Below are 18,982 nucleotides of genomic sequence, written 5' to 3' on the forward strand. Positions count from 1 at the left end.
GGGAAATTTGGACATTCATCCGGCGTCGCGCGCGGAATCGCGGTCGGTCGGCGGGATGATCGCGTTGCACCAGGTCTCAGGCGGTTCTTCGATGCCGTGGAGTTCGCCGTACTGCTCCCCGGCGAAGGTCAGCATGAAGTGTGCGTCGCTGCCCATCCCGATAAAGGTGAAGCCGTCCGACGCGCGATCTTTTACCCCGGTGGCGTCCCGGCACAAGATACCGGTCGGCATACCGGCTTGCGCGCACGCGTCGGTTACCGTCGCGACAGCGGAGCGGAACCGGTCGTGCCCGCTCCAGAACATCGCCGGAAGGCCCAGCGACAGGTGCAAGTCGTTGGGGCCGACGAAGATCAGGTCGATTCCGGGGACGTCCAGGATGCTCTTGATGTTCTCCACCCCCTCGGCGGTTTCGATCTGGATCCCCACCAGGGTCTCGCGGTTGGCTTCGGCCAGATAGGCGGGCCGGCTGACGCCGAAGGAGAGGTGTGGTGCCAGCCCGCCCGCACCGCGGTCTCCCTCCGGCGGAAACCGGGACCAGCGCACCACTGCGGCGGCCTCCTCCGCGGTATTGATCATCGGCGCGATGATGCCCTGGCAGCCCGCGTCGAGCGCCTGCTTGATCTGGTCGACCGAGCCGGTCGCGACCCGGGCCAGCGGGGTGGTGCGCCCGCCGCTGAAATCGGCGATGGCGGAGAAGATGTGCGCGGCGGTCGTGTGGTCGACCGGAGTGTGCTCGAAATCGACCAGCATCCAGTCGAAGCATCCTTGGGCGACCAGCAGCCGAGCCGCGTGGACGCTGTGCAGCTGCAGCCAGGTGCCTACAGCGAGACGGCCGTTCCGGAGGCGGGCCAGAGTGTGGTTGGGACGCATGCTGTCTTCCTTAGCTGCCGGTCGCGATGCTGCTGGGTACGAGGCCGTCGATCGTCAAGTGCTGCCGGAGGACCTCCTGGTAGGAGAGCCCCAGGAAGTTTATGACGATGGGGAGGGGCAGTCCGGAGACCGGCGCGGGCGGCCGGCCGTCGCCGGTCTGCGCGGTCAGCTCACGGTAGTTCGTCATGCTCAGCATTGCGGCCGCGTCGCCCTGCGCCTTGCGTTCTCGGCTGTACTCGGACAGCGCTGCTCCGAGCCCGCCCGGGTGCGCACGGGCGAGGACGTTGTCGAGCGTGATGAGGTCCTCGAAACCGGCGTTGATGCCTTGCCCGAGGAACGGCGCCATCGTATGCGCGGCGTCGCCCGCGAGCACGACGGAGTTGCGGTAATGCAAGGTGCTGGACAGGATCTGCTCCATCCGGGCGGGCGGAGCGTCGCGCGATTGCGCGGTGTGCCAGTCGATGTCGGGGACAGTGTCGCCGAAGTGCCTGCGGACCAGGTTACGCAGCCCGGTCCGGCGGATCTCCTCGAAGCTGGCCTGCCCCTCGGCGGGCAGCACCAGGGTGGCCCGGAACGTGCCGTCCACATTTGGCAGAGCGCACAGGAAAAAGCCTTCCCTCGGCCATACGTGGATGGCGCTGCGGCTCAGCCGGCCGGGCTCGGCCGGCCGGAGGGTCAGCTCGCGGTACCTAGCGTCCAAGGTGGTCTGCTGGCAGGTGAGCAGACCACTGTCCAGCATCGCGGCGCGGACCTGCGAATGCGCGCCGTCCGCGGCGACCAGGAGGTGGTAGGGCCGGACCTGTTCGCCCGCGCTGGTGGCGAAGACCGCCTCGCGGCGGTCGAAGTCGATCGACGCGCAGGCGGTGCTGAAATGCACTCGCACTCCCGGTCGCCGCTGCGCGTTCCGCAACAGCAGAAGGTTCAGTTCGTTGCGGGCGATCGAGTGGTTTCGCCAGCCGGGCTGCTCGTATCGGGTGATCAGCACCTGCCGGTCGCGGGTGTGCACCACCCGTCGGTCCATCGGCATCGCGGCGTCGGCGAAGTCCTGGCGGCAGCCGACTTTGGCGAGTGCCCGCATGCCTCGTGGCGAGACGGACAGATTGATGGTGCGGCCTTCGTCGCCGAAACCGTGCTGGAGGAAGCTCGGCCGCCGTTCGCAGACGTCCACCTCGAAGCCGTGCCTGGCGAGCATCGCCGCGGCCAGGCAGCCGACCGGCCCGCCGCCGACGACGATCGCGCGGGCCGGGAACCGATCGGCCGAACCGGGCGTGCTGTATATGGTCACCGCCCGACCTCGACCGGAACGGAAACCATCTTCCGGAAGAACGTGTTCTGGGTGTAGACCGGTTCGCCGGAGAGCCGCATGGCCGGGAAGCGGGTGACGAGCTTCTCGATCATCGTCTCCACCACCACCTTGCTCAGCCACCGGCCGAGGCACACGTGCGGGCCGTCTCCGAACAGCAGGCTCTTGCGGTTGTCCCGGTGGATGTCGAACACCGCCGCGTCGGGGAACGCCCGCTCGTCCCGGCTCGCGCTGGCGAACACGCCGAAGACTTGCTGTCCTTTACCGATGCGGACGCCGCTGAGTTCTACGTCCTCCAGCGGGAAGCGCGGAAGGTTCAACTTGCCGAACCCGTCGTACCGGTATGCCTCGTCGACTGCGGCCGGGATGAGCGAGGCGTCGGCGCGAACCTCCGCCATCGCTTCGGGATGCCTCAGGAGGTTCACCATCGCGACGTTGATCAGGTGCCCGACCGGTTCGGAGGCGGTCGACATCAGGAGCGCGACCATGCTGCGCACCTCGTCGCGAGTGAGCGTCTCGCCGTTGTGCTGTGCGTGCAGCATGCGGCTCAGGAGGTCGTCGCCCGGTGCGGCCTGGCGCTCGTCCAGCAGTTCGTCCAGCAGCGCCAGCCCCCTCGGCATGTGGGCGGCTTTCTCCTCGACGGCGACCTGGCTGATGCCGGGGTAAAACAGATCGACGATGGCACCGCCGAAAAGCCGGAACTCGGTGTGCCGGCGGCGCGGCATGCCGAGCAGATTCATGGTCATTTCCAGTGGCAGGCCGGTCGTAACCTGTGCGGCGAGGTCGAGGCGGGCGCTGCCCTCCAGCGGGGACAGCACGTCGTCGGCGACGGTTTCGACGAGCGGCCGGTACGCTTCCACCGCACCGGCGGTGAACAGCGGAGCGAGGACGCTCCGGATTCGCCGGTGATCGGCCAGCGGCACCCAGAACAGCCCGTGCCGCGCGAGCAGGCGATGACTCGCGAGCAGGTCGTCCGGCAGGTCCAGGGGCATTTTCGGATAGTGGCTCAGCTCGGTGCTGAAGCGCCGGTCGGTGAGCACGGTCACCACATCGTCGTATCGGGTGACAACCCAGCCGTGCGCGGCCGGCCACCAGTGCACTGGGTCGTTTTCGCGGAGGTGGTCCCAGGTCGGATTGGGGTCCACGTCGAATTCCGGATCATTGGGGTCGAACGCGAACTCTCGTCCGCTGGCCGTCATCGAATCAGTATGCAAGTCAGCCACCTCGTCTTTTCGCGGGACGTGCTGTGGGAAAGTGTGTCGTTTCGTGCCGATTGCGCGACCGGGCGGTGCGGCCTCAGGTGGCGGGGTACCATTTTCGGTGCGAATGAAATCTCATTCGGGCTTCGAAGTACTCCCAGGGGACGAAGGCGTCGAGAAGTTCGCGCGGGCCGGATGCGGGGTCGTAGGCGGTCCGGCCGTGCAGCATCCGGCCGTTCTGGAGTGCGATGCACTGCCCGGCCTCCATGCGGATGCGCAGCTGGTAGCCGGGGCTCTTCAGGTAGCCGAAGAGGGTGTTGTACGCCTCGTAGAAGGCATCTGCTTCGTCTGCTGGAAGCTGCCAGGCCGCGGTGTGCGAATGGGCGAAGAAAAGGCCGGATACTTCGTCGTCCGGAGCGACCTCGATAATAGGTCGGGTCCTCTTCAGAAAGTATCGCCAGTCGGTGTAGACCTGCTGGAAATTTACCGGCGTGGCGGCCAGCAGGGCGAACTTGTCCGGGTGTTCCTTGCGGAGGTCCTCGGCAACTTTGAATCCGTCGACGAAAATCGAGTCGCCGCCCTCGGCGGAGTTCTCGATGAAGAGCATGAACTGCAGAAGCGGCGGCATGTGCAGATAAGTGGAAAAATCCGTGTGCGGGGCAAGTCCGTGGCCGGTCGTGGTCAGGTCTTTCACCTCGGGATTGGCCTTGACCGTGATGAAGCGGCCGAATTCGGTGTGCTGCACCGGGCCGATGGCGGTCACGAACCTGTCGAGTTCGGATTCGGTCATGCCGTCGAAGAAAGCGAAGCCGTACTTGAGCAGATGCTCGGCCCAAGGCCCGCCGTCGGCGCTGCACTCGCGGATGTCGAAACTGACGGGCGGATCGGCCGCCCAGTCGGCGCTGTTCCAGGTGCGGCGAGCGGACTCGGCGGGCGCGGGCAGCTCGCCGTAGCTGTGTTCGAGCAACCACGCGACCGGGTACGAACTGCGGTGTCGTGCCGGATTTCCCCATTCGACAACGAGGGTGTCTTCGTCAAGGAGCACGCTTTCGGCGATCGGCGGCCCGGGCAGTTCGCTGATGTCCACCACTTTGGAGAAATTCTCCGGATGCCGGCAGGAGGGGCACAGGCAGTTGTCGCGCAGCCAGACTGTGCTGAACGGGTGGCCGTCTACGAGTATGTGACGCGAGTCCACGGAGCTCTCCCTACCGGTCAGAAGCGGAATTGGCGGATTGGCGATCCAGCAGCGCCCAGAGCGTGCTCGGCCGGATCGGTGCGTCGGTGATCTGCCCGGCCACCTCGGGCAGGGCCGCCGCGACGGCGTTCCCCACCGCCGCGGGCGCGCTGATGATGCCCGCCTCTCCGACACCTTTCATCCCGCCCGGGGTGAAAGGGCACGGAATGGTCAGCATGGTGACATCGATATCCGGAATAGTTCTGATTCCGGAAACGCCGTAGAGCGACAACTGCGTGGTCAACGGCTGGCCGGAGCCGTCGTACGGAAAGTTCTCGGTGAGCGTCATCCCGATTCCCTGGACGGCCCCGCCGCGCAGCTGGCCCTCCACAATGGCGGGGTTGATGACCGAACCGGAATCATTGACAATCCAATACCCCTCGAGGTCGATGACTCCGGTGTCCGGATCGATGGCGACGGCGGCGGCGTGCGCCCCGTACGAGAAGGTGTAGCCTGCCGGGTCGAACGTCACCCGCTCCTCGAGGCCGGGACCGGCGCCCGGCGGCAGATCCCATCCGCGCCAAGCGTCTGACGCGATCTTCGCGAAACTCAGGCACGAAGAGCGATCCCCGCGGACCTGCACCTTCTCGTCGCGGAATTCGAAGTCCTCGGGGCACGCTTCGAGCTGGTGCGCGGCAATCGCGATCATCTTGGCGCGAAGCTTCGCCGCGGCCTGGATGAGAGCTCCGCCGGCCAGCACCGCCGATCTGCTCGCGATGCTGCCGATCGAGGAATAGGGCGCGGTGTCGGTGTCGCCCATTTTCACCTGCACCCGGCTGAGGGGAACGCTCAGCTCGTCCGCGGCGATCTGGGCGAGTGCCGTCTCGATTCCCTGTCCGAACGCGTTGACGCCGACGTGGACGACGACCGAAGCGTCCGGCTCCATCCGCACGATCGCGGTTTCGAAACCGCCGGCCTGCCAACCGATGTCCTTGAAAGACTCGGACGGCCCCATCCCGGTGGACAGCACGTGGCAGGCGTATCCCACCGCTCGCCGACGGTTGTCGTCTTTGCTTTCCCGCGCGGCCACCCGGTCGCGAAGCATCCGCAGGGCGTGCGGGTAGTCGCCGCTGTCGTAGACCTCCCCGGCCTGATTCCGGTACGGGAAGTCCGCGGGTTTCACCATGTTCTGAATCCGCAGCTCGACCGGATCGGCGTGCAGGAGCCGGGCCGCCTCGTCGATCAGCCGCTCCCGGGCCCAGCTTGCTTCCGGCTGGCCGAAGCCGCGATACGAGCCGGTCGGCGTGGTCGTCGTGACGACGCCCCGAACCCGCGCGCCCGCGCGGCCGAACCGGTAGGGGCCGGGTAGCACCGACGCTCCCACCAGCAACGGCGAACCGCCGACGTTGGACGGATGCGCGCCCAGATTGCCGACGATATCGCAGTGGAGGGCCAAGAATCTTCCGGACCTGTCGACGGCAAGCCGGCCGTGGTACCCGACGTCGCGCGCCGCAAGGGTGGCGACAAAATGTTCGCCGCGCGATTCCGTCCAGCGCACGGGCCGGGCCAGCTTCCGGGCGGCCAGGCAGACCGCGACCTCGTCCGGATAGAGGTGTTCCTTCGCGCCGAACGCTCCGCCGACCCGCGGGGCGATCACCCGGACCTGCCGGTGGGAGAGGCCGACGGCACCGGCCAGGTGATCGCGAGCCTGGTGTGCGGCCTGGGTGGATATCCACAGCGTCACTTCGCCGTTTTCCCACCGGGCTACGACGCCGCGCGGTTCCATCGGGCAGGGCGCGACGCGGCCGAGCAGGAAGGTCATGTCGACCACCGCGAAGGCCGCTTCCATCATCTCGTCGCAGTCCCGGGCCGAATCCCCGATCTCGCAGTCCGAGACGAGATTCGTTCCCCAATCGGGGTGCAGCAGCGGACTGTCCGGTTCCAGCGCTTCCCGGACGTCGACGACTGCGGGGAACTGTTCGAAATCCAGCGCGACGAGCGCGACGGCGTCGAACGCCTCGGCCTCGCTCTCCGCCACCACGACGGCCAACGGCTGCCCGACATAACGAACGACTTCGTCCAGAACCGGATAAGAGGTGGATGCCTGGCCCGGCATCAGGGCCACGCACGGGAGCCGAGCGCCCGCCGCCTCCGCCGGGGTGAGGACGGTCAGCACTCCCGGCGACGCTGCGGCGGCCGACGTGTCGCATTTCAGCAGCCGGCCGTGTGCGATCGGGCTGCGCACTACCGCGGCGAACGCCATGCCAGGAAGGTTCAGGTCTCCGACAAAGCGCGCACTGCCGGTCAGCAGACCGTCGTCTTCGCGGCGGGGCGGGGAGGTCCCGACGTAGGTGGTAGCCATTGATGGTGCCTGCCTCACAGAGCGTGCTGCTGAACCGTTGGTGCCTGCGAAGTCTGCGCAGGCACCGTGGTGCAGAGCTGCGCGGCGCGGGCGGCGACGAGGGGCGCGAACTTGAACCCGTGCCCCGAGCACGCCGCTATCGTCGTGAGGTCGAGGATCGTCGGATGCCGGCGAACTTGCAGGCTTCGGTCTGCGGTATTCGTGTACATCGAGGCCGCGGCGCCGAGCGGTGGGAGGTCCAATCCGGACAGTTCTTTCAGGCTGGACCTGACGAAAGCTTCCTCTGCGGCGGTCGGGGGAGCGGGTCCGGCAGCCGGGTCTGCCTCCTGCCCGGTGTGGTGCGTCTTTACTTTGACCCGCCCGTTGATGGTGGGGATCATGCACAGTTCGAGCTGATCGTCGATCCATTCGACGAACGGGCTGTTTTCGACGCCGATGCCGGGTACCTGTAGCCCGGGCGAGAACCAGTGGCTGACCGTGCGTTCGATCCACACTTCCGGCCAGCGAAGCGGTGCGGGCGCCGATCCGAGCCAAGCCCCGATCGCGAGCACCAGATGGCGGCCATTGACCTTCGTGCCGGAAACCGGTATCTCATGGTTTTCCAGCCAGCTGCGGGTGATTTCCCGCAGATCGAGTTCGGCCCCGAATCGCAGTTCGGCACCCGCGGCGACCGCTGCCTGCTGGTATGCGGTCAGACAGCGGTCCGCCAGCAGAATTCCCGCACCGAGATCCAGGAACCCTTCGTCGGCTTGCCGGAACCGCAACCACGGGTAACGCATCCGGAGCTCGGCAGTCGTGAGAAGCTTGTGTGCGGTGTCGGCTGCCGCCGCGGCAGCAGCGGCAGCCGAGAGGGCTGAACTGCTGGCCCGACTCACCAGCAACCCACCGGTGGGCTGGAACAGCTTGGTTCCCACCGTGGCCTCGAGGTCTCGCCACGCATCGAGGGCGGCCCCGGCGTCGGAGGCGTAGCAGGGATAGTCGGGATGGCTGAGCCGCAAGATGCGTGATTCGTCGGCTGAGGCGCCGCAGCGGTGAAGAGGCCAGCGTGCTTCGAGAGCCAGGACGCGATTTCCCTGCCCAGCGAGCTCAGCGGCTGTCGCGCTGCCCATAATGCCGAGTCCGACGACGATCGCATCGTAGGTTGCAGGCATACGTGCTCCCCTCCGCCCGCTGGCAGGGCTCAATGCGGTTCAAGCAGACGCTGCGGATCGCGGTCGTGTGGCAGCGGCGGACTGAGGTCCGCGGTCGGCGCCGGCGCTTGCCGGTGCCGACGACTGGGGCAACTGAGGATGGGCAGGCTTCGCACGGTCCACGCCGTGCCGTCGATCACGACGCTGGATCCGGGACCGAGTTCGGGGTGCAGGTGCCCGAACGCAAGCGGCCTGCCGAGCTGAGGGGAGTGGGCGGCAGAGGTCACGTGGCCCTGAAAGACACCGAACTTGTCGGTGATCTCCTCTCCGACGGCCGGTGCCGGGACTGCCAGATCGGCTTCCAGCCCACGCAGCCGGAGCCGGGGCCCGGCATCGCTGAGGCGCGATGACCTGCCGACGTAGTCGTGCTTCTCGCCTGCCTTGACCATCCAACGGTAGTTGGCCTCCCGGAGAGTGATGCCGGCATGGAGGTCGACCGGGTAAAGGGCGAAAGCGATGTCCGTGCATTCCATCCGGTAGGTGTTGAGGAGATCCCATCCGCACGGAACGGTACGCGGATAATCGTCCAGTACTCGTTGCCACATACGGCGGAGAATCTCGGGGCGTGCCCATACCTCGTGTCCGATGATCGTTTTCACGATGCGCACCGGATCGCCTTCGGGCGAACGGATCTCGCAGTGCTCGAAGGGCGCCAGGTTGGCGACCGCCTCGGCGTCGAGTTTGTTGACGATTCGCAGCACTGCGTCGAGCCGACCGGGTCCTTTGATGTTGAAGCTGCCGTGCGTTCCCTCCTCGACCGCCACCCCCGGATGCAGGCGTGCTGCCGACTCGAGCCACCCTGGCCTCTTGCCTCCGCCGCAGGAGAGGAGAAAGGTGTCCGGCGCAGTGCGCAACACGACAGCTTCTTCGTCGATTGTCCCGGCCGGAGTGGTGAAAAGGACGAAACGCGCCGTTCCTATGGACATGTCGGAAACTGTGCGCGGGGCCAGCCGGTCGAGCATCGTCCCGGCCCCCGAGCCGCTGATCCGCAAATACAGCATGCCGCTGGCGATGAAGGCTCCAGCGCGTTCGCTGACGGCCTGGTATTGCTCGGCGAAGGTCAGCCGGTTCCAGTTCGCGGCCCCGATGACATTGTCGCCAAGGGCGCACCAGGCAGTGACCGGGCCGAAGCGTTCTGCGGTGAGACTGAAGAGCCCGCCCGGATCAGTGCGGCGGAGCGCCAGCACCCGGGTCGCTGCCGCGAGATCTTCGGGGTTGACCAGCGTCCAGACCACGCCGGGCTGGGACAGGGGGTTCCGCATGCCTGGTTCGGGCTCGCGGGCAGGCAGGCCCCGGCTTCGCAAAGTGTCCACGGCGGTGTCCTTCGTCTCAGAGTCAAGAATTGGCGCCTTCTGCCGTCCGGCCTCGCCAGGTGCTGCGTTCACGGCGGTCCGACGCAGACATTCAGGAATTGGCCGACGAAGATGAGTTCATTCAGGTGAATTTTTGGCTTGCGTGTATGCGTGTGGTCCGCCGGGACGCTGAAATTACCAAATCGGCGACCGATCGGGCGGGAACGCTGATTCGGGGGCAGTAAACGCTGCCTGCCGGGTTGGTGCTGCTTGACTGGGGCGGATGGGTCGTGTATCCGGCGATCGGATCGCAATGCAAGGGAGCCAGGACAGATGCATCCCTGAGCGGAAGATCAGCATGGGGTGCCGGATTCCGGCGATGATCTCCGGAATCCGGTTGCCGGCAGCGGAGGTTCCGGCGCGGTTGTTGCCGGTCCTGATCTTGATTGGCCTTCCGCTCGGCTGCGGGGACGGTCCAGAGGGCCCTGCCTCCCGGCGTTCTGGCAGCCCGGCCCGGCGACGCCTTCCGACCCGTGAGGGTGCGGCTGCGACGCCGGTGGACCGCCGTCGCGGCGAGCGAAGGAACCGAGCCCTCGCCGGCGGGATCGGGGTGCCCTCGATCGCACCGTAGCGGCCCGGCCGGAACGGTCAGCGTTTCAGCGCGGCTGACCAGTCATAGCGGAGTCGGTTTCGGTCAGGCGGGTTTCCGCCGCCGACCGGATGTGCTGGACGAGCAGCGGCGGCTCATGGCCGATTTTCAGCAGGAAGGTGCCGCGATCGAGGTTCATGATCGTGTCCTCGGTCCCGGCCGGAAGGTTGTACAGCTCGACACAGGCAAGCGCGTCGCTGCGCAGCGACTGACCGAAGATGAACACCGTCTCGGCTTCTTGCAGCAGGGCGCGCGCGGCGGAACCAGGCGGCAGGTCCGAGATGTGGTGGAACCCAGCGAGGGTGGCGAGGCCGAGCCCGCGGGCGAGTTTGGTGTTGCGCTGGAACACTTTGCCCAGCGCCCCCTCGGCCACGTGCCAGCCCTCCTCGACGACGTTGACGGTTTGCATCAGCTGGCGGGAACGGCGGGCCAGCATGTTGGACTGCCAGGTGTTGATCAGCGTCATCACGATGCGCAACGCCGGGCCTTCGACTGGAAGCGCCGAGATGTCGAAGTGCACCAGCCCGCTGGGATGGTCGAGCTGCACGTCGGGGCTGGTTTCGGCGTCGACCAGCCCGGCCAGGTCCTCCTCGACCATCCGTTCCAGCGCGAACGCCGGGTCGAACCCCCACTCCCGGAGCGTGCTCGTCTCAAGGCCCAGTTCCGCTGCGGCCTCGTCCGCAGGACGGATCAGGTGGTGCACGAGGTCGCGCACCACCGGCACGCGCCCTCGCTCGTGCGCGTCGCGCGCTGCGGCCAGCAACGCGGTCCGCAGCGCCTTGCCTTCCCGTTCGGCCACCGGGCGGCCGAGCGCCTCAGCGAGAACCGCCCGCACCAGCATCATCTGCCCGGTTGGCCTCCCAGCCGCCGCCTCATCGGCCTCGCCCAGCGCGATCACCGGATCGAGGAGATTGAGCCGGCTCCCGGTCCCGTCCACTGTGAACCGGATCGACGGCGCGCCGACCGCCTGCGCCAGCGGCGTGTACTCGCCGACGCCGGCCTGGGTTTTCTTGTCCAGCACCATGACCCGGCGTCCGCTCAGCAGCAGCTGGCGCAAGGTGCCCCAGGTCTTCAGCAGGGAGCTCTTCCCTTTGCCGACATCGCCGATTACCGCCGCGTTCGGAGAGGAGACCAGACGGTCCTCGTACGCCACGAACGGGTCGTGGCACACCAGTTGCCCGGACAGCCGGTCGGTGCCGACGATCAGCCCCCGGTAGGTGGTCGGCGGGGAAGACAAGGCGAGGTTGAGCGCTTCGGCCTGCCGGGTCGTCGACCGGGTTCCGGTGCTTCGCGGCTCGTACCATCCGGCGCGGTCCAGCCAGCGGGCACGGCGCGGCGTGCGGCGTCGCACCGGTTCCGGTGCCGGTTCCGGGGCAGCAGGGGCCGGAGCGGGCACCACGGTCATGCTTGCCCGCGAAGAGTTCGTCATCGGGACACCGCCATTCCCCGCGCCAGCGGATAGGTCGCGATCATCGCGGCGTCGTGCCAGGTGTCCTGCCATTCGAGCCATCCGACCGCGCAGTTGGCGGCGGCGTTTTCGACCCGGGTGCACGCCCGCGCCAGCTCGCTCGCGTCGGCGGCGGTCACCGACACCGCCATCGACCACTCCACGCCGTGATGACCGCTGCCCGGCATCAGGTCGCCCAGCCGCCGTCGTGAAGCCGAGAGCATCGCTTCGTCGGTTCCGTCGTCGATTCGTCCCTTGCCCTGCGTGTCCAGCCGGCTGGCGCCGTCGACGGCCACGTCTCGCACCGCCTGTGCCCGCGCGATCCGTGCCGGGACGAATTCCATCCGCACGCTCAGCGTCCGGATTACCGCCGGATTGACCTCGACCAGCAGCGGCGCCAGCCAGTGCGGCCCGAGCGGGACTGCCGCCATCGCCTCCGGAAGCACTACAGCGACCCGGTGCGACCAGCAGTCGCCGACCACCAGCCGGGTTCGTTCGCCCCGGTAGCCGAGCCAGCAGTTGTGCCATCGCACCCCTTCGTGCTGGTCGACCGGAAACCCAGGGTCCTGCATGGACCGGAGCACCGCACAAGTCCGCTGTTCCCCCAGCACTCTCGGCCGGGCCAGGTCAGCTCGCACCACCAGCTCCGCCAGCCGCGCGAGTTCCTCGCGCACCAGGCCCGCCCAGCCGGCCTCGGCGACCCCGTGCCGGCGGGCGGCCGCGGCGAATTCGGGGGTGAGCGGGAACCGCGCGACCAGGTAGTTGCGATGTTGTTCCGCGGTGTGCGCGGTCAGATCGACCAGGTCCTCATAGGACTGGACGAGCGATTCGATGCCGGGCCGGTCCGACACCCGGGCCGCGACGAAGGCGCGGTGCAGCGCCGGATCGTGCGGGAGGATCCGGTTGATCTGCTGCAGCCCGCGGATGAAGGATCCGTCGCGGGCGAGCTGCGCCAGCAGCACTCCGTAGCGCGCGGACGCAGCCTCGAACTCGGCGTCGGTCCGCAGGCCCTGCGGCTGGCCGTCGACCTCCATCACCACGGAGAGGTACGGCAGTTCCCCGGGATTGCTGTGGCGCAGCACGAACATGTCCTCGTGCGGTGTACCGGTGAGATCGAGCGGCGCGACTTGGCCGAGCACCGGCGGCAGGCCAGCCGGGCCTTCCTCGGTGAATTCGGTGACCCGCCGGTAGCGGCGCCAGCGGAACCGCCACGCCCGCAGCCATCCGTCGGCCAGCGACCGGCGGCCGCTCCACGGGTAGAGCACTGCGGTCCCGAGCGCGACTGAGCCGAGCCCGGCGAGGATCCCGGCGAGACCGCCGACTCCCAGCCACAGCCAGATCGCGAGCAAGACGACCGCGCCCAGCGCGATGCCGCCCCGCCGGCCCAGTTTTCCCAGCAGACCGCGGCTCGCGACCTCTCCGCCGAGCATTGCGGTGCGCATCATCGCCTCCTCGTCCGGGACGCGGCGAAGAGGTTCTCCGTCCGGGCCCCCTCCTCGAGATGGCTGGGCTGGCGCGGGGTCCGTGCCTGAGCCCGCGCGTCTCCTCGATCTCGTTGTCGGCGTTGTTCGTAGGCCAGCTCGATAGTGTGCGACGGGGCCGGCTCGGGCCCGGTCCTCGACGGCAGCACCAGGTGCCCGGTCACGGTCCGTTCGGCTACCGCGGTCGCCGGCCCGTGCACGCCGAGCGGCGCCGGGACCGGTATCCCGCCCGGCATCCGGCCGGGGGAGGGGCGGCCGAGCTGCGGGAATTTCCTGACCAGCGCCAGCGGCACCGCGCAGGCGATCAGCAGCGCGACCGCGAGGAGGCAGAGACCGATCAGCCCGGCCACTCCGTCGGTGCTGCCGCCGGCCGACCCGAACGCGCCGAACGCGGCGGCCAGCATCAGGAACAGCACTGGTTTCACGGCCATCAGCCCGAGCCACGCTCCGGGCGCCCGGACCGCCTTGGCCCGCCACGCCGGATGCACCAGCATCCCCCAGCCGATCCCGGCCACGATCCCGGCCACCGGCATGCCGATCTTCTGCACCGCCAGCACCAGGAACGCGCCGAGCGCCCCGGCGACAATGAGCGCCGAAACCAGCAAGCCGACGAAGGTGCCGCCGGGAAGCTTGTCGGCGGTGATCGCCGCCAGCGCGTCGATCTTGGCCTGGGTGGCGTCCACGGTTCCGGCACCCCACCGCGAAATCCCGTCCGTGGCGGCGTTCGCGGCGTTTTCCAGCAGCACGCCGACCGCCGGGGAGAACACAGTCAGGAGGACCGCCAGCGGCAGGTATTTGAACAGGGACTCGGCCAGGTCCGCACGGCCGCCCCCGCCGCGCACGCTGTGCACGATCGTCAGCACCGCGAAGAAGGCCATCACGATCAGGCCGAGCCCGGCCGCACCCGCGTACTGGCCGAGAAAGCCCGCGGACAACGGGTCGGTGTTCGCCGACGTCCGCAGCCCCGGCAGTACCTGCCGGAGCAAATCGAACGCGGACGCGTGCACCGCGTTCGCCAAGTCGTCGACGGCGGTCGACGGGTCGGTCACGAACGTCGCGGTGAGGACGGGGGCCAGCATGCCAGTCCCGTCAGAAGACCGCGAGCACGGCACCGAAGACAAGGCCAAGGCTTGCCAGCACGCCCAGCCCGATCACCGAACGCTTCAACGACGCGCTGTGCTCCGACACCGAGGTCTGGTAACCGCTGCGCTTCGCCGACTGCAGCTCCAGCGTCGCCCGGATGGTGCTGAAGGCGAAGACCACGAAGGCGAGCCCCCACACTCCGCCCAGCAGCTTCTTCCACGCCGCGTTGAACTGCACGCCGAACACGTCGAAATTCGGCACGATGCCGTCGAACGGGTTGGGCGACTGGGACATCAGGTGCACGATCATCAGCTGGCTTCCTTCCGCTGGTAGGAATTCAAGGGGACGACCCGGCCGGACGGTCCGTCCGGCGGCACCGTGTCGCCGTTCGCCCGCCGGGCCAGCTGCTGAAGGAGCGCCGCCGCCACCGGCACCCACGGTTCCGGGTCCTCCCCGCTCGGCCGGATCGCCACCACCTGCGCGGTCCGGCGTCCCAAGGAAGTCTTGATCCGCCGGAAAAGCCGGCGGTCCCGGCCCGTGCGGAGCACTACGGTGAGGGCACCGGCGGTGAGCGCGGTCAGTCCTTCGGCATCGAGGTGATCGAGCATCCAGACCGCGGCCCGGGCGGCCTCGGCGTCCTGGGGCACCGGGATCACCAGCTGATCTGCCAGCCGAACCCACGGCTGCCACACGGTGTCCTGCGGATAGCTCGGCGAATCGGCGATCACTCGCCCGCGCACCGGGCGGCGCGCGCCGTCGACGAACCGGATGTCGTCGCGGACCCGGCCGAGGACGGTTTCCAGCATCCGGGTCGTGGTGGTCTTGTACGTCCCCGGCTTGACGTTGGCGACTACGGTCAGCCATGAGCCTGGTACGTCGGCGGTCAGGGCTTCGCGCACCGAACGGCGGCGGAGCCAAGCCGGGTCTTTCGCCCGAGGCGTGCGTGCGGCGGGCGGCTCGGCTGGCACGTTGACGTGCACGGTCTTGGTGAGATCGATCGGCTGCTCGGCTTCGTAGCCCGGCGGGTGCTCATGCATGGGCGGCCGCTCCTCCTCCCGGAATCGGCCGGACGGCTTGGGTCCGGAAGTCTCCGCCGGTCCGGACGGCGGAGACTTTGACGACATCCCCGCTTTGCGGAGCTTCGATCATGTACGGCACTCCGTTGAGCACGCCCAGGAACAGCGCGACGTGGTGCACTGCGGCACCGTAGAAAAGAAGGTCGCCGGGCTGCGCTTGCGGCCACGGAACGGATTGGCCGCCGTTGGCGAACTGGTCTGCCGAGCTGTGCGGCAACGACACCCCGACTTGGGCATAGGAATACAGAACCAGGCCGCTGCAGTCGAATCCGATCTTGTTGAAATCTCCGTGTGCGTCCGCGACGCCGCCGTCCCGGATGCCCCGCGACGGTCCGGACGGGGTGCCGCCGCCCCACGCGTACGGCGTGCCGAGCCAGGACAACGCCGCTCCGAGCACCTTCGCGGTTTCGGGCGAGGCCGTGGTGACCGACCCGGTCACGCCCGCGCCTCGCGGCAAGGTCACGGTGGGTCCGTTCACCTGGATCGCAGTCGGTCCTGCCTTGCCGCCCACGGCGCAGGTCATCGCTGTGGTCCCGGCATACAGCACACTGGTCAACGTTTCGGCGAAGTGTTTCCACGGCGCGTAATGGCTCGCGCCCGCTCCGCTGGCTTGCACCAGCTGCGCGATGTCTGCGTTGTCTCGCGGGTCGTTCGCATACCCGGAATCCCGGGCCAGCAGTACGGTGAAGAACCCTCTCGCCGCGGCAGCGGGGTCCGTCCGGTCGTATCCGGCGTACGCATTGGCCGGACCGGGGGCGATTTGCTGGAAGGCACCGGTCGAGCGGCCGACTGTCGCGAAAGCGTCCAATTGGGATTCTTGCTTCGCGGTCTGCAGTGCGATCACCACTCCGCGCTCGGAGATGGACATCGCTTTCGCGGTGCCGACGATCTTCTTCGCGACATCGAGCTGGGAAAGGGAAAGCTGCAACGCGCCCGCGTCTGCCGCAGGGGCCGGAGCCGGCGGCGGGGCCGCGGTGGCGCAGTCCGCCGCCGCGGCCGGAGCGGGATGCCGTCCAGCCAAGGCAAGGCCGCACAGCGCGACCACCGCGCCGAAGACGAAGACACGCGCCCGCATCAGCCCGCCTCCACCTGGTCGCCGACGAGCCAGCGCCCATCGGCCTGGCGCACCGCTTCGCGCACGGATTGCAGCGTCGAGGTTTCGAACGGCACCCCCGCGGCGAAATCGGTGCGGCGGGCGGAAACCACCAGATATGCGCTGTCCGGGCTGTGGGGCGCTTCGGGATTCAGCGTCGCGGAAACGGCGCCACAGGTGCTGCTCACTTGCTGCGCACGGGCCGCTCCGTAAGAGCGGGTGTTGTCGCCGCGAGTTCGGTCCGCGCGAGCCGCAGCGGCGGTTTCGAATCGTGCGGCACGTTCGAGATTCCCGTTCAACGGTTCCCGCCAGTCGAATGCGCACCACTCGCGCATCCAGGCTTCCGCGACCGCAGTCGGCGAGGCGAACACGTCGGCACCGGCAGGCACCGGTCCTGCGGACTCCGCCGGACCGGTTTGGAAGGTGCTTGGCATCGGCGGGGGAGCAGCAGGCACCGGAGAGACCACGATGCTGTTCGGTCCGGCACCGGACGGCGAGGTCGCGGACGACGGGTCCGAGGCCGCCGGTGCGAGGGCGGCTGCCCCGCATCCAGCGCAGCACAGTGCGGCCGCTGTCATGCTCATCGTCAACCGCCACATGGCTGTCACCTCCCTCGTCCGCTGGATGGCCCAAGTCTGCGGACCGGGCAGAGGGAACGAAACAGTGGCGAGGCGGCCCTGCCCGAACAGATGAGGATTCAGGGGTACGAGGGAACGCGCCAGCATGGCGACTGACCGCATTGATGCGGACCGGGGGCGATCACGGCGCGCGTTCCGCTCCGCTGGCCGGAATCGGCGGCACTCAGACCGGACCAATATTGCAAATGGGGCATCGCTTCGATTGTGTCGTATCTCGGGCATCAGGGGGGCCTCGCGGCGCTGGGTGGATGTGCGGGCGGCTGTGCTCCTCTCTCAGCTGCCTTCCCGAAGGCGCATCCGTACCCAAGATCAGGTTTCGTACGCGGTTGCGCGTATCTCGCGACGGTTACTCATCGAATCGAAGCTGGGCCGGGAACAGGCCGTTGCGGAAGCGGCATCGCGGGCTCGGCTTCGGCATCCGGCCGACCTCAGGTCCGTTCCGCGGCAGTGGTGATCGCTGGTCGTCCCGAACGCGGTCGCGGAGTCGTAAGGGCGGAATTGTCTAGCGGATCGGGCAGCGGCTGGGGTCGCCAGGCGGCTCCCCGGTCGGTCGTGGTGGAATTCGCATTCGAACGAGCAGGTGTATGTGAGGCGAACGGTATGCACGACGACGCCGGTTCCGAAAGTGGCGAACCGACTCCGATCTATCAGAAAATTGCCGCGGAGGTGTATGGATCTTCGGTGGACGATCAACAGCCAGCACCGGATGGATCGTCCCCGCTTCCTGCGGCAGGGAATTGAGGCAGATGCTGCTGCCTATCAGGCAGCAGCATCGTCCCGGGCCTTGCGTGCGGGAAGTCGATGTCCACCCTGGAAACCAGGCCAATCCTAGATGCGGACTGACGGGTGCAGCCGATTCGGTCCGTCTCGCCGGCCTGGCCGCGGGAGTGTACCCGTCTGGCCTGCGCCGCGACGTCGAATGGGCTTTGTTCCTTGTCGGCCGGTCCGGATCATTCAGCGGCTGGCAGGTTCTTCTGAAAGGATCAACGGTGTCCCAGTCCAAGGCGAAAACCAAGGCCCTCATCTCGGTTCTCAACGAGCACAGCACAGGGATGACGTACGACGAGCTGACCGAAGAGGCTGGCTTGCACAAGGTTGATGCTTATGCCGAGTTCCGCTCGCTGCGGCAGAAAAAGGTGATCTTGGGTCGACACGAGAAGCGCGACGAAGACAGGTCGGTTCGATTTTACCTGTACTTGGCCGAGAATTTCCCCGCACCGCAGTAATCGGCGGCTGGTCAGGACGGCCGATCGTGATCAGTTGGAACTCGGCGACGTAATCGCTGGCCGGCGATCACCCGGTCACCTTCACCGGCGGAAGGGGGCTCCCGTGCGGTCGCTTCCGGTCCGCCGACGTTCAGCCGACAGCCCATGCCGCGCACGGTCATGACCAGCCTCGGTCGGCGGAGCTTGGTCCGCAGCGTCGCCACCTGCAGGTCCAGCGTACGGTTCTCGCCGGGCCGGTATTCTCCCCAGACCTCAGCGTTGAGCCAGTCCCTCGGGCATATCTCTCCGTCCGCGCCGGCGATCAAGGCGAGCAGTGGGAACTCCTTCCGGGGCAAGGCTATCGACAGGCCGACGATGTACGCTTGGCGACGCGGAAGATCGATCTCCAGGTCGGGTACCCGGATGCGGGCGTGCCAGCGAGCCGGGGGCGCCCCCTTCGGCGCAGCACCGCGTGCGTCCTGGCCATCAGCTCGTCGACGTCGGAGGGCTTGACCAGGTGGTGGTCGTCGCCACCAGCGAGCAGCCCGAGGATCCGGTCTTCGACGGAGTCTTGTTCGGGAAAGGCGATGATCGCACCGTCGGTGCGCGTCCGGATCGACCGGCACAGGTCGAAGCCGCTCACGTCCGGGACGTCGATGTCCAGCAGGACGATGTCGGCGTTCTTTCGCCCGCCGGAGGGCTTCCGCTGCGGTCGTCACCCGGTCCGGGGCCGCGCCGCGCATCGCGAATGCTGAACGCAGCGCCAGAGCAGCCTGCGCGTCGGCCTCGATCAGCAACACGCGCATCGGGATGCCTCCAGGGTTCGGCGAGCCGAACTGGAGCATGCCGCCTGACCGCCGGGATCGCCAGCCGGGGTCGGCCAACTCTGCCTGATGGGGCAGCGATCGCTATTCTTTTCG

General features: G+C 68.0%; 17 protein-coding genes. 1 reads left to right on the top strand and 16 read right to left on the bottom strand.

Annotated features, from left to right (window positions below; translation table 11 throughout):
* Positions 1–15: 15 nt before the first annotated feature.
* From ABD156_RS24125 to ABD156_RS24190, 14 genes are all read right to left on the bottom strand, one after another.
* The gene (locus tag ABD156_RS24125; protein WP_344277860.1) at positions 16–870 is read right to left on the bottom strand and encodes an HpcH/HpaI aldolase family protein; all 855 of its coding nucleotides are present in this window, start codon (positions 868–870) and stop codon (positions 16–18) included.
* A 10-nt stretch (positions 871–880) separates the two neighbouring features.
* Complete coding sequence (locus ABD156_RS24130) at positions 881–2,155, bottom strand: FAD-dependent oxidoreductase (RefSeq protein WP_344277863.1); 1,275 nt, start codon at positions 2,153–2,155, stop codon at positions 881–883.
* Positions 2,152–3,372 (bottom strand): cytochrome P450, encoded by a 1,221-nt coding sequence (locus ABD156_RS24135; protein ID WP_344277866.1) that lies wholly within the window; start codon positions 3,370–3,372, stop codon positions 2,152–2,154. Before ABD156_RS24135 ends, ABD156_RS24130 begins: the two co-directional genes overlap by 4 nt.
* Before the next feature lie 97 nt (positions 3,373–3,469).
* On the bottom strand, positions 3,470–4,567 hold the full coding sequence (locus tag ABD156_RS24140; RefSeq protein WP_344277869.1) for a TauD/TfdA family dioxygenase: 1,098 nt from the start codon (positions 4,565–4,567) through the stop codon (positions 3,470–3,472).
* Between the two features lie 10 nt (positions 4,568–4,577).
* A complete protein-coding gene (locus tag ABD156_RS24145) occupies positions 4,578–6,908 on the bottom strand; it encodes a xanthine dehydrogenase family protein molybdopterin-binding subunit (protein WP_344277872.1) in 2,331 nt (776 codons plus the stop codon).
* Positions 6,909–6,922: 14 nt separating this feature from the next.
* The gene (locus ABD156_RS24150) at positions 6,923–8,059 is read right to left on the bottom strand and encodes an FAD-dependent oxidoreductase (RefSeq protein WP_344277875.1); all 1,137 of its coding nucleotides are present in this window, start codon (positions 8,057–8,059) and stop codon (positions 6,923–6,925) included.
* 29 nt (positions 8,060–8,088) lie between these two features.
* Positions 8,089–9,333 (bottom strand): aminomethyl transferase family protein, encoded by a 1,245-nt coding sequence (locus ABD156_RS24155; protein WP_344277878.1) that lies wholly within the window; start codon positions 9,331–9,333, stop codon positions 8,089–8,091.
* A 713-nt stretch (positions 9,334–10,046) separates the two neighbouring features.
* Positions 10,047–11,468 carry an ATP/GTP-binding protein gene (locus ABD156_RS24160; RefSeq protein ID WP_344277881.1) on the bottom strand — a complete coding sequence of 474 codons (1,422 nt, stop codon included), beginning with the start codon at positions 11,466–11,468 and terminating at the stop codon, positions 10,047–10,049.
* Positions 11,465–12,928 carry an SCO6880 family protein gene (locus ABD156_RS24165; RefSeq protein ID WP_344277884.1) on the bottom strand — a complete coding sequence of 488 codons (1,464 nt, stop codon included), beginning with the start codon at positions 12,926–12,928 and terminating at the stop codon, positions 11,465–11,467. Before ABD156_RS24165 ends, ABD156_RS24160 begins: the two co-directional genes overlap by 4 nt.
* A complete protein-coding gene (locus ABD156_RS24170; RefSeq protein ID WP_344277887.1) occupies positions 12,928–14,046 on the bottom strand; it encodes a hypothetical protein in 1,119 nt (372 codons plus the stop codon). The genes ABD156_RS24165 and ABD156_RS24170 overlap by 1 nt, the downstream gene beginning before the upstream one ends.
* A 10-nt stretch (positions 14,047–14,056) precedes the next feature.
* Positions 14,057–14,359, bottom strand: a complete 303-nt coding sequence (locus tag ABD156_RS24175; protein WP_344277890.1) for a hypothetical protein — start codon at positions 14,357–14,359, stop codon at positions 14,057–14,059.
* A complete protein-coding gene (locus ABD156_RS24180) occupies positions 14,359–15,087 on the bottom strand; it encodes a hypothetical protein (RefSeq protein ID WP_344277893.1) in 729 nt (242 codons plus the stop codon). The genes ABD156_RS24175 and ABD156_RS24180 overlap by 1 nt, the downstream gene beginning before the upstream one ends.
* Positions 15,080–16,201 (bottom strand): C40 family peptidase, encoded by a 1,122-nt coding sequence (locus tag ABD156_RS24185; RefSeq protein WP_344277896.1) that lies wholly within the window; start codon positions 16,199–16,201, stop codon positions 15,080–15,082. The genes ABD156_RS24180 and ABD156_RS24185 overlap by 8 nt, the downstream gene beginning before the upstream one ends.
* On the bottom strand, positions 16,201–16,818 hold the full coding sequence (locus tag ABD156_RS24190) for a hypothetical protein (protein WP_344277899.1): 618 nt from the start codon (positions 16,816–16,818) through the stop codon (positions 16,201–16,203). Before ABD156_RS24190 ends, ABD156_RS24185 begins: the two co-directional genes overlap by 1 nt.
* 785 nt (positions 16,819–17,603) lie before the next feature.
* Between ABD156_RS24190 and ABD156_RS24195 the strand changes: the two genes are divergently transcribed.
* Complete coding sequence (locus ABD156_RS24195; RefSeq protein WP_344277901.1) at positions 17,604–18,083, top strand: hypothetical protein; 480 nt, start codon at positions 17,604–17,606, stop codon at positions 18,081–18,083.
* 11 nt (positions 18,084–18,094) lie between these two features.
* Here ABD156_RS24195 and ABD156_RS24200 read toward each other — a convergent pair whose 3' ends face one another.
* On the bottom strand, positions 18,095–18,418 hold the full coding sequence (locus ABD156_RS24200; RefSeq protein WP_344277904.1) for a winged helix-turn-helix domain-containing protein: 324 nt from the start codon (positions 18,416–18,418) through the stop codon (positions 18,095–18,097).
* 2 nt (positions 18,419–18,420) lie between these two features.
* Positions 18,421–18,705 carry a response regulator transcription factor gene (locus tag ABD156_RS24205; RefSeq protein ID WP_344277907.1) on the bottom strand — a complete coding sequence of 95 codons (285 nt, stop codon included), beginning with the start codon at positions 18,703–18,705 and terminating at the stop codon, positions 18,421–18,423.
* Positions 18,706–18,982 lie beyond the last annotated feature (277 nt).

Source organism: Amycolatopsis albidoflavus (assembly GCF_039525725.1).
GTDB lineage: Bacteria > Actinomycetota > Actinomycetes > Mycobacteriales > Pseudonocardiaceae > Amycolatopsis > Amycolatopsis albidoflava.

Bases quoted from the DNA above. Each gene is read 5' to 3' on its own strand.
- ABD156_RS24125 (WP_344277860.1), bottom strand. From the start codon at position 870: ATGCGTCCCAACCACACTCTGGCCCGCCTCCGGAACGGCCGTCTCGCT.
- ABD156_RS24135 (WP_344277866.1), bottom strand. From the start codon at position 3,372: ATGACGGCCAGCGGACGAGAGTTCGCGTTCGACCCCAATGATCCGGAA.
- ABD156_RS24145 (WP_344277872.1), bottom strand. From the start codon at position 6,908: ATGGCTACCACCTACGTCGGGACCTCCCCGCCCCGCCGCGAAGACGAC.
- ABD156_RS24150 (WP_344277875.1), bottom strand. From the start codon at position 8,059: ATGCCTGCAACCTACGATGCGATCGTCGTCGGACTCGGCATTATGGGC.
- ABD156_RS24160 (WP_344277881.1), bottom strand. From the start codon at position 11,468: ATGACGAACTCTTCGCGGGCAAGCATGACCGTGGTGCCCGCTCCGGCC.
- ABD156_RS24165 (WP_344277884.1), bottom strand. From the start codon at position 12,928: ATGCGCACCGCAATGCTCGGCGGAGAGGTCGCGAGCCGCGGTCTGCTG.
- ABD156_RS24170 (WP_344277887.1), bottom strand. From the start codon at position 14,046: ATGCTGGCCCCCGTCCTCACCGCGACGTTCGTGACCGACCCGTCGACC.
- ABD156_RS24175 (WP_344277890.1), bottom strand. From the start codon at position 14,359: ATGATCGTGCACCTGATGTCCCAGTCGCCCAACCCGTTCGACGGCATC.
- ABD156_RS24180 (WP_344277893.1), bottom strand. From the start codon at position 15,087: ATGCATGAGCACCCGCCGGGCTACGAAGCCGAGCAGCCGATCGATCTC.
- ABD156_RS24185 (WP_344277896.1), bottom strand. From the start codon at position 16,201: ATGCGGGCGCGTGTCTTCGTCTTCGGCGCGGTGGTCGCGCTGTGCGGC.
- ABD156_RS24190 (WP_344277899.1), bottom strand. From the start codon at position 16,818: ATGTGGCGGTTGACGATGAGCATGACAGCGGCCGCACTGTGCTGCGCT.
- ABD156_RS24195 (WP_344277901.1), top strand. From the start codon at position 17,604: ATGCTGCTGCCTATCAGGCAGCAGCATCGTCCCGGGCCTTGCGTGCGG.